This window comes from Arthrobacter sp. JUb115 (genome assembly GCF_004365035.1).
Classification (GTDB): Bacteria; Actinomycetota; Actinomycetes; order Actinomycetales; family Micrococcaceae; genus Glutamicibacter.
Map to the genome: position 1 here is coordinate 25,158 of NZ_SOBS01000017.1, position 9,599 is coordinate 34,756.

General features: G+C 63.5%; 7 protein-coding genes. 4 read left to right on the forward strand and 3 right to left on the reverse strand.

Annotated elements, in window-relative coordinates; genetic code table 11:
- Positions 1–36: 36 nt before the first annotated feature.
- From EDF61_RS18365 to EDF61_RS18375, 3 genes are all read left to right on the forward strand, one after another.
- Positions 37–564, forward strand: a complete 528-nt coding sequence (locus EDF61_RS18365) for a SixA phosphatase family protein (RefSeq protein ID WP_105658818.1) — start codon at positions 37–39, stop codon at positions 562–564.
- A 227-nt stretch (positions 565–791) separates the two neighbouring features.
- A complete protein-coding gene (locus EDF61_RS18370) occupies positions 792–1,919 on the forward strand; it encodes a DUF1611 domain-containing protein (protein ID WP_105662485.1) in 1,128 nt (375 codons plus the stop codon).
- 8 nt (positions 1,920–1,927) lie between these two features.
- Positions 1,928–3,541, forward strand: coding sequence for an ABC transporter transmembrane domain-containing protein (locus tag EDF61_RS18375; RefSeq protein WP_133835087.1), 1,614 nt, complete (start codon positions 1,928–1,930; stop codon positions 3,539–3,541).
- Here the strand turns inward: EDF61_RS18375 and EDF61_RS18380 are convergent.
- From EDF61_RS18380 to EDF61_RS18390, 3 genes are read right to left on the reverse strand one after another with little or no spacing between them, the layout of a single operon-like run.
- Complete coding sequence (locus EDF61_RS18380; RefSeq protein WP_105658815.1) at positions 3,538–4,149, reverse strand: TetR/AcrR family transcriptional regulator; 612 nt, start codon at positions 4,147–4,149, stop codon at positions 3,538–3,540. The two genes, EDF61_RS18375 and EDF61_RS18380, sit on opposite strands and share 4 nt — an antisense overlap.
- Complete coding sequence (locus EDF61_RS18385) at positions 4,146–6,476, reverse strand: YhgE/Pip domain-containing protein (RefSeq protein ID WP_133835088.1); 2,331 nt, start codon at positions 6,474–6,476, stop codon at positions 4,146–4,148. Before EDF61_RS18385 ends, EDF61_RS18380 begins: the two co-directional genes overlap by 4 nt.
- Positions 6,477–6,479: 3 nt before the next feature.
- Complete coding sequence (locus tag EDF61_RS18390) at positions 6,480–7,262, reverse strand: ABC transporter ATP-binding protein (protein ID WP_133835089.1); 783 nt, start codon at positions 7,260–7,262, stop codon at positions 6,480–6,482.
- A gap of 221 nt (positions 7,263–7,483) precedes the next feature.
- On the opposite strand from EDF61_RS18390, the gene EDF61_RS18395 reads away from it, so the two are divergent.
- Positions 7,484–9,400, forward strand: coding sequence for an ExeM/NucH family extracellular endonuclease (locus tag EDF61_RS18395; RefSeq protein WP_133835090.1), 1,917 nt, complete (start codon positions 7,484–7,486; stop codon positions 9,398–9,400).
- The last annotated feature ends 199 nt before the right edge of the window (positions 9,401–9,599 follow it).

Here is a 9,599-nt window from a genome sequence, read left to right on the forward strand (position 1 = left end):
TCGGTTTGCCCGCCACTGCTGTCTTAAGCTGGAACAATGAACACCATGCATTCCCGCAAGCTCATGCTGATGCGCCACGCCAAAGCCGACTACCCGCTGGGCGTCGCGGATCACGACCGGCCGCTGGCGGCCCGCGGGCACCGCGAAGCCCCGGCCGCCGGAGCCTGGCTTGTGGAGAATGGCCTGATACCGGACTACATCATCTGCTCCGACGCGCTGCGTGCGCGCTCCACCTGCGCCTGGGTGCTTTCCGAACTCGGCGAGAAGGGCCCGACCCCCTATGTCGATTCGCGCATTTTCACCGCAGGAGTCTCGCAGCTGTGCTCCATCATCAATGAAGTTCCCGATACGGTCAGCAACCTGCTGGTGATCGGGCACCAGCCGGTGCTCCAGGAATTGGCGCTGCGCTTGGCGGCAATGGACTCGGATGAAGAAGCCGTTTACGAGCTGGCGATGAACTATCCGACCCTGGGAACCACGGTGCTGGAAACCAAGCATCCGTACTCGCACCTGGATGCCCGTGATGCGCGCGTCACGCATTTCACCGCACCGCGGCCCGCATGAGAGAAGTCTCATCAAGTTTTTTCTAATGCACTAGTCAGCCTGTAAATAAGCGGTGATCTGCCTTTATGAGAAGCAGATGATAGGCCTCTCATCGAATACACCTCGCCGCCTCATGAACCGTTCACTTTCAGTTAACCATTGCTCGTTTCACTGGGAATCGTTGGCAGCACGGCCAGCACCGGCAAACCGCAACGGCGGGCCGGAAACACTGAAAGAGGAATAGGCAGATGGCCATCATCGCAGAATCACTTCCAACGCAGACCCCCGCAGCGCGCAATGAAGTGCAGCAGCAGATCGATGCACAGCGCGCCCGCACCATCCGCGCTGCCTACACCACCCGCTTCGTTGCAGCCGAGCTGCAGCGCAATCCGCAGGATTTCGAGATCGTGCGCCGCGCAAACATGGTGCCGCGTGCCGGTGACGTCGTCATCGCGGCTGTGACCGAGCTAGGCAAGCACACGCGCCTGCAGTCCCCGGTTTCCCGACGCCAGCTGATATTCGTCGGACAGGAAATCATGGTCGCCTACGGCCACCGCTACGCACCAGACCAGTTCCTGGCCCATGTGCCGGATAACCTGGGTCCATGCCAGCTGGTTGCAGGCGGCGGTGTCGCCAGCGAAGTCATCGAACAGCACGCCTCGATCGATATGGCGACACAGCTGCAGCCCGCAGGCCTGCTGATGCGCCACGGCAAGGTCGTGAACCTGGTGGACTTCGCTCCACTGGGCATCGAGAACGCATCGCCGCGCGCAGCGCAGGTTGCCGCGCCGCGCCCGCCGGTGATCGCAGTGCTGGGCACCTCGATGAACTCCGGCAAGTCCACCACCCTGGGATGCCTGGTCAACGGACTGGTCAACTCCGGCATGGAAGTTGCCGCAGGCAAGGCCACCGGCACGGGTGCCGGCAATGATCCGAACCTGTTCACCGATGCCGGCGCCTTCAGCGTCTGCGACTTCACCGACTTCGGCTTCCCAACCACCTACCGCTTGGACTACGAAACCGTGCGCGACCTGCTGGTGGCGATGATCCGCGAGCAAAGCGCCACCGGCGCAGACGCAGTGGTCATCGAGATCGCCGACGGGCTGTTCCAGGGCGAAACTTCCCGCTTGCTGCGCGACCCGATTTTCGCCGAGCATGTAGACCGCGTGCTGTTCAGCGCCCAGGACGCTTTGGGTGCCCAGGCCGGAGAGCGGATCCTGCGCGAAGCAGGCCTGGATGTTGCCGCGGTTTCCGGGGTGCTCACGGCCTCCCCGCTGGCCGCGATGGAAGCCCAGGCGCAGCTGTCCACCCCGGTCATCGGGACCTTCGACCTGTGCCAGGCAGAGGTTGCCGCCGCCCTGCTGCCAACCCGCTAGGAGCCAAGATGCTGGACCAGAAGATCGCCGTTGAGCAGCCGGCGCAGCCTGGGCGCCTGCCGGCGCTGGTAGCGCCGGGGCGGCGGATGCTGCTGGCCGGATTGCTCAGCCTGGGCATTCTCGCCGGCTTGCTCTCGATTGCCATCGGCTGGCTGATCGGACAGCTTTCGGCCCGCATCAGCTGGGCAGCTCTTGGCGCGGTCCTGGGCTTGGTGGGATGCTTCTTCCTGGCCAAGTACGCTGAACGGGTGCTGGCCGAGAAGCTCGGCCAGCATTATGTGGCCCAGCTTCGCCGCGGGCTGGTCACGCACGCTTTGCGCAGTGCACGCGGTCCGTCCATGGGCATCACCATCGCCCGTTCCACCAACGACCTGTCCTCGATCCGCAACTGGATTGTGCAGGGCATGGTCCCGCTGGTCGCCGGTTTGCCATTGCTGATTGTCAGCGGTGCGGGCCTGTGGTTCCTGCATCCGCTCCTGGCCCTGAGCTTGGCCGCGACCCTGGTGCTCGAGGGCGTCCTGCTGGCGGCCTTGGCCGGGGGTACTTTCCTGAGCGCCAGGACCTTGCGCCGGCACCGTGGGAGCCTGGCCTCGCGCATTGCCGATACCGTCGCGGCGCGGACAGCTATTGCGGCCGGCGGCGGCGTGGAACGTGAAGTGCAAAGGGTGCAGGACTCCTCGCAGAAGGTGATCGATGCTTCGGTGCATCGCGCCCGTTTCGCCGCCGCCCTGCGTGGCGGGGCGCTGGCCATTCCGCTGCTGGGTACCGCGCTGGTTGTGGCGGCGGCCTCGATGGCGCAGCTTCCGCCAGCTGCCGTGGCGACCGCCCTGACGCTGATGGGAATTTGCGCAGGAACCCTGGGCGAGTGGGGCCGCGTGGTGGAGTACCGGCAGAATTACAAGGCGGGCCGGCGAATCATCGCGCCGCTGCTGGCCGAGCAGGAACGCTGGCGGGCCCGCGAAGAATTTTCAGCAAGCACCCGCGATGCCAAGGAGCTGATGCTCCAGCCTTCCTCGGTGCGCATCCAGGTGCCCGCAGGGATGGCCGACCAGTTTTCCACCCTGCGGGCACAGCCCGGGGAGCGAATTGCGCTGCGTGGAAGCCAGGGCCAATGCGCGGCGCTGCTTTCGGCCATTGCTACCGGCGCCCTGGTGCACGGCGCCGACCCGCAGGCCGGGGTGTGGATCGCCGAGGGGCGCAGCGAGGATCTGCCTGCTGCCGGCCGCCGCAAGCTCGTGGGCTCCGCGTTGGAATCCATGGTTCCCGAGCGCGGAAGCGTCGCCCGTGCGCTGCGGTATCGCCATCCGGGCGCTTCGCTGCGCAAGGCCGTGGCGCTGGCTGAAACCTGCGGTTTGAAGATGGCCGATTTGCCCGGTGGAGCGGAAGCCCGCTTGCGCCGGGGCGGCGAACCGCTTAGTTCCGGGCAGCAAGCATCGTTGCTGGTGGCACGGGCGCTGTTGCGCGAACCGCCCTTGCTGGTGGTCGATTCGCTGCTGACCCGCTTGCCCGATGGAGCCTACGGCGACGTGGCCGAACTGCTCAACGGCTATCCCGGGGTGCTGCTCTTCAGCGCCGGACTGCCTGGCATCAGGGAAACCGCCAGCTGGGACGCGCAGGCCTAGGAGCCGGCCGCCGGACGGGTAGCGCGAAGCCCATCCACGGTGAGCAGCACGGCGCGCACCGTTTGCCCGCGATCCAGGCCGGTCTGCCCCGAGGCGCGCATCCGGGCGGTAAACAAGGCGGCACCGAAAATACTGGTGGCTACCGAGAGCTTCTGGTCGGGCTCGAGCACGACCAGGCGTTCGAGCACCTCGATGATCAGCCCGGTCACCTGCGTGTGCAGCGGGGTGCTGGCGAACGCAGTGGCGGTGTCCGCGCTCAGCTGCTCCTGCATCCACAGATGGGCAAAGGAGGGGTAGCTGGCGACGAAGTCCATGGAGAATTCCACCATCTGCCTCAGCGCAAGGTAGGGGTCTTCCCCGGAGGCCGCACGTGCCAGTTCGCCCATGAGCTTGTGCGCGCCGTAGCTGAGGATCTGGCTGACCAGCTCGTCTTTGGAACCGAAATTGTAGTAGACCGTGCCCTTGGAAACGCCGGCCGCGGCCGCGATCTCGTCCACCGAGACGGACTCGGGGGAGCGCGAACCGAGCAGCTGCATGGCCGCTTCGAAGAGCTTCTCCTTCGAATCCGTGGCCCGCACACGGCGGCGTTGGCCCGTTGGCGTTGTCATTCTTTCAGCTCCGGTTGCAGTGTTTTCAAGCTCCAGGTCTTGTTCTTGCGTACCGCAAGCATACTCAAGACTAGTCCAATGGCGGTGTAGAGCAGCAAAGAACCGGCAACCGATGGCAGCACTGCCAGATCCGCGCCGTACATCAGGTGGCGCATGCCGATCACCACATTGCTCATGGGCAGGATCCGGTGCAGCAGGTGCAGCGAATCAGGCAAGGTCTCCCAGGGGAAGGTGCCGCCTGAGGTGACCAGCTGCAGGACCATCAGTACCAGCACCACGAACTTTCCAGCGGTGCCCAGCAGCGCGAAGCACCCCTGGATCAGCGCACTGAAGCATAAGGCAGAACCGGCCAGCAAAGCCCAGATCAGCCACGGGTGGGCGGCATGCAGTCCCAGCCCGAATCGCACCACCGCGTAGAGCAGGCTGGTTTGCAGTAACGCGATGGCGGCGAAGGGCAACCAGCCGCCGATGGAAATTTTCCAGTTGCTGCCGTTGGAAGCCAGCGCGCGCTTGGTCATCGGGCGCATCACCTGGGTCAGGATCAGCACGCCGATAAAGGTCGCCAGGGTCATGAAGAAGGGGGCAAGGCCTTCGCCATAAGCCTGCGCTTCGGCCTGCTTGCTATTGGAGACAGCTACCGGATTGCCCATGACTTCGGCCAGTTGCCCGCTGGTGGACTCATCGGGGTTCGGCACCTTCCCGGTGCCGTCCTCCAGGCCGGTGGCCAATTCATCTGAACCGTCTTGCAGTTCTTCGGTGCCGTCCGAGAGCTCGCCGACTCCATCGGAGAGCTGCACCAGTCCGTTGTGCAGGGCTCCGGTGCCGGCGAGCAGCGTGCCGGCACCCTGATCCAGTTGGCTTGCGCCGTCAGCCGCGTCGGTGGCGCCATTCAATGCGGACTGCTGGCCCTCGGCCAGGGTCTTTGCCCCGGTGTGGGCTTCGGCGGCGCCGGAGGCGAGCTTCGCCGAGCCTTGGGCTGCCGAGCCGATGCCCTTCGCGAGTGCAGGCATGGCGTCATCCAACGCCTTGGTGCCATCCGCGAGGGTGCCCAGGCCGGTGGCCAGCTGCTGGTTTCCTTCGGCTACCTGCGCCGATCCGTCGGCGAGGGTGTGCAGCTGCGTTTGCAGGGTAGATAACTCGGTATTGACCTGGGTCACTTTGGTATCCAAGGCATTGCCGAGCGTAGAATTCTGCACGCTTTGGCTGACCGTGCTCTGGATGGAATCAGCCTGGTCCTGGGTGAGCACGCCACTGCTGACCAACTCGTCCAGGCGCTGCTGCGTATCTTCCTTGACGCTATCCAGCTGCGTTTTCGTGTTGGCCTGCAGCTGGTCGATTACCGCGATGGCCTCATCTGCCGTGCTGGCCAGCTGCTGGTTGCCGTCTGCGACCTGCTGTGAACCGGCAGCAAGCTGGTCGGCGGCTTCTTTCGCGCTGGCGGCGCCTTGATCCAGCTTCGAGACGGAACCGGGCAGCGCTTTGGTCTGCGTCTTCAAGGTGTGCAGACCGTCGCTCAGCTCTTTGCTGCCGTCGGCCAGCTGCGCGGTGCCGTCGGCCAGTTCGGCGCTGCCGTCGCGCAGCCGGGTTTGACCGTCGACCAGTTGGCCCAACCCTCCCGACAGGTCGGCGGTGCCATTCTTCAGGGTCTTGGTGCCCGAGTTCAGCTCGGTGCTGCCATCGACGAGCTTGGTGGTGCCATCGGCCAAGGTGACCACGCCATCGCCCAGTCGCAGGGTGCCATCGTAGAGCTTCCCGGCGCCGTCTGCGGCTTCGCCCATCGAATCGTGGATGTCCACGAATCCGGCGATCATCGCCGAAGCCGTTTCGGTTCCCACTTCCTGGGCGACCGAGGTGCGCACCGTGGTAGCCAGCGTTTTGGCGAAGTTGGAAACCATGAAGTTATTGGCATCGTTGGTCAGCAGCTCGATATTGGCCTGTTCGGCATCATCGAAATCGCCCGGCGAGACCAGGGCCGAGGAAAAGTCCTCGGGCAGGATCAGCGCAAAGGCGTACTGGCCGGTGGCCACGGCCTGCTCGGCTTCCGCCTTGGAATCCACGTGCGCCCAGCTGAAGGTGCCGTCGTCTTCCAATTCCTCGACGACGTCGTCGCCGACTCGGGTTTTCTCGCCGTCCTGTTCGGCGCCTTCATCCAGATTGACCACGGCGGCCGTGACCTTGTCGAGGTTTCCCTGGGGGTCCCAGTTGGCGTAGAGGTAGAGCGCGCCATAGAGCAGCGGAACGCAGGTGACCGCGATGAGCGCCAGTTTGGGCAAGGTGCCGCGGCTCATCCGCTTGAGCTCGGAGAGGGCAAGTCGCAAAGTTGTCATGGGCTATTCCTTTGCTTCGCACTGAACAGCGTCAGCAAGTTCGTCGGCTGGGAGGAAGAAATCGTGGTTGGCCGCGATGCCCTCGGCCATGGCCAGGTGATCCAGGCCCAGATCGAGTTCGCCTTGGATGAACCCGGTGGATGGATCGGGCAGTGGGAGCACTGCTGGTTCCGGGTCGGCGGCCTGCCCGGTTTGCGGCTGCCAGCACTGGGGCAGCCGGCTGACGATAGCCAGGACTGCGAATTCCCGATGCGAGGAAGCGAAGTTCTCCAGGGTCTCGAGCCAATGCTCGTCTTCCAGATCGTGCCGGTCCGGTGAATCGACGATGAGCAATTCAAGACGGGGATTCTCGGCAGCCAGCAGGAGCTGGAGCTCGAAGAGGCGGCCCGGATCGATGGCATCGCTCCAGCAGCTGGCGATATCGTCGAATCCATGCTGCGCCATCCACTTCCTGGCGCCGGGCTTGCGCCAGCTTGGCCCCGGGATCAGCCCCAGATCTTCTGCGACAAGATCGCAAACCTTCAAGTGGGATTCGGGTTCATTGATCCCCGGCGAATCGACCAGAGCGCTGTGCTTGCGCAGGGTTCGCAGCTTCGGATCCGCATTCCACACCACCGTCCCGGAGCTGGGTGCCATGCGTCCGCTCAGTACAAGGGCCAGCGCGGTCCGGGAAATCTGCGGCTCGGATACCAGCAGCTGCAGTTCACCTCTTTGCAGTTGCACGGAGGTGGGCCCCACGAGCTGGTCGTGGCGTCCCTTGACGGTAATGGAATCTGCGGTAAGCACAGTTAAAGACTAATTGAACTGACCAGTCAGTTCAATTAGTGAAAAGGTTCCTTTAATCACTACTGGACGTAAAGCGTTTGATGACCTTTGATGGTTGTTGGGTACGTCACGAAAAAGCGGGGCAGAGTTCAGGTGCAGTTAATCGGGCTTTGCTTACCTTGGAACCAGGCCCATGCACGCGGCAGGGCCGCCGCTGCTTGAATATCTACCTAGGGAAAAACATGATCAATAGACGTCCCACTCGCATCGCTGCCGCGGTGCTGGGAACCGCGCTTGCGGTTTCGAGCTTCTCGGCGGCGCACGCCGATACTGCCGAAATCACCCCCATCGAACAGATCCAGGGGACCGGCGACAGCTCACCCATGGCTGGCCAGGACGCAACTGTGCGCGGTGTTGTCACCGGAGCCTACGCCGACGGCGGATTCCGCGGTTTCTATCTGCAGAGCGCTGGCAGCGGCGTAGATGCCTCGGGCCAGGCGAGCTCGGCGATCTTCGTGTACGCGCCGGACGAGGTTTCCTCGGTGAGCGTCGGCGACCATGTCCAGGTTTCTGGCGAAGTGTCCGAATACTATGGCTTGACCCAGCTCAAGGCCGGCAGCGTCGAGGTGCTCGATGAACCGGCACAGGGCGTCAAGCCGCTGGCGATTTCGCTGCCGAGCAGCGATGCCGAGCGCGAGCGCTTTGAATCCATGCTGATCGAGCCGCAGGGCGAGTTCACCGTCTCGGACAATTACTCGCTGAACCAGTACGGCGAGCTGAGCCTGGCCATGGGCACCAGCGAGATCCTGCCCGGCGAACGGCTGCTGCGCCAGCCAACCGATGTCTTCAAGCCGGGCAGTGCCCAGGCCAAGGCTCTCGCGGCGGAAAACGAGCAGCGCTCGATCGTGGTCGATGACGGGGCCACGCTGAACTTCTCCACCAGCAAGAACAAGCAGATCGCCCTGCCGTACATCGACGCGCAGCAGCGCGTCACCGTAGGCGCTGACGCATCCTTCATCGCACCGGTCATCTTGGACTACCGCTACGATATGTGGCGTTTGCAGCCGCAGGGCCAGGTGGTCGGCGCCGATGATGCCGATATCGCCGTGAACTTCGAGCAGGTCGACAACGACGCTCCGCAAGAGGTGGGCGGCAATGTCAGCGTTGGCAGCTTCAACGTGCTGAACTACTTCACCACTACCGGCGACATGCTCGATGGGTGCTCGTACTACACCGACCGCGAGGGCAATCCAATCAATGTCCGCGGTGGTTGCGATGCGCGCGGCGCGGCGACCGCTGAAAGCTTTGAGCGCCAGCAGTCCAAGATCGTTGCCGCACTGGGCAAGTTCACCGCAGACGTGGTGGTCCTGGAAGAAATCGAGAACTCGGCACGCTTCGGACAGAACCGCGATGCCGCCCTGGCTCACTTGGTCAACGAGTTGAATCAGGAAGCTGGCCAGAAGGTTTGGAGCTATGTCCCGACCCCATCGGTTGTGCCCGCTGACGAAGATGTGATCCGCACCGCGATCATCTACCGCGACAAGTCAGTGAAGCCCATCGACGAGTCGGTCATCCTCGACGATCCAGCATTCGTGAACGCCCGGGATCCATTGGCCCAGGCTTTCCAGCGTGTTGGCGGAAACCAGAACACCCGCTTCCTGGTCGTTGCCAACCACTTCAAGTCCAAGGGCTCGGATCCTGCTGATGGATCGGGCAATGCCGACAGCGGCGATGGCCAGGGCGCTTGGAACGAAGCCCGTGTCGGCCAAGCGGAAGCGCTGGTTGGCTTCGCGGACGAGCTGAAGAAATCGCGCAATACCGACCAGGTGCTGCTGGCGGGGGACTTCAACTCCTATTCGGCTGAAGATCCGATGCAGGTTCTGGTTGAAGCCGGTTACGTGGACCTGGGCGCCGCAGCCGATTCCCAGAGCTACCTCTACGACGGCTTGGTGGGCTCGCTGGACCACATCTTCGCTTCGGAGAAGCTGGCGGGCAAGGTGACTGGAGAAGACATCTGGAACATCAACGCCCTTGAATCCGTGGGCTACGAATACAGCCGCTACAACAACAACATCACTAACCTGTTCGCGGCTGACCAGTACCGTTCCTCGGATCACGACCCGGTGCTCGTCGGACTGCAGCTGGATAAGAAAAACTGACTTTTCCCGCCTGCGCGGTGGCCGGGCGCTCTTCTTCCCTGAAGAGCGCCTGGCCACCTTCTTTTAACCCGCTTTGGGGAACCCAAAGGGGTGCTGGCTGCGGGGCGGAGAATTCTTTGGGGAAAAGGCTTGACAGAAAACTTCCATCGTGGAGAATTGTTGGAGAAGATTTGTGAGAGCGCTCACAAAATGTTTGGCA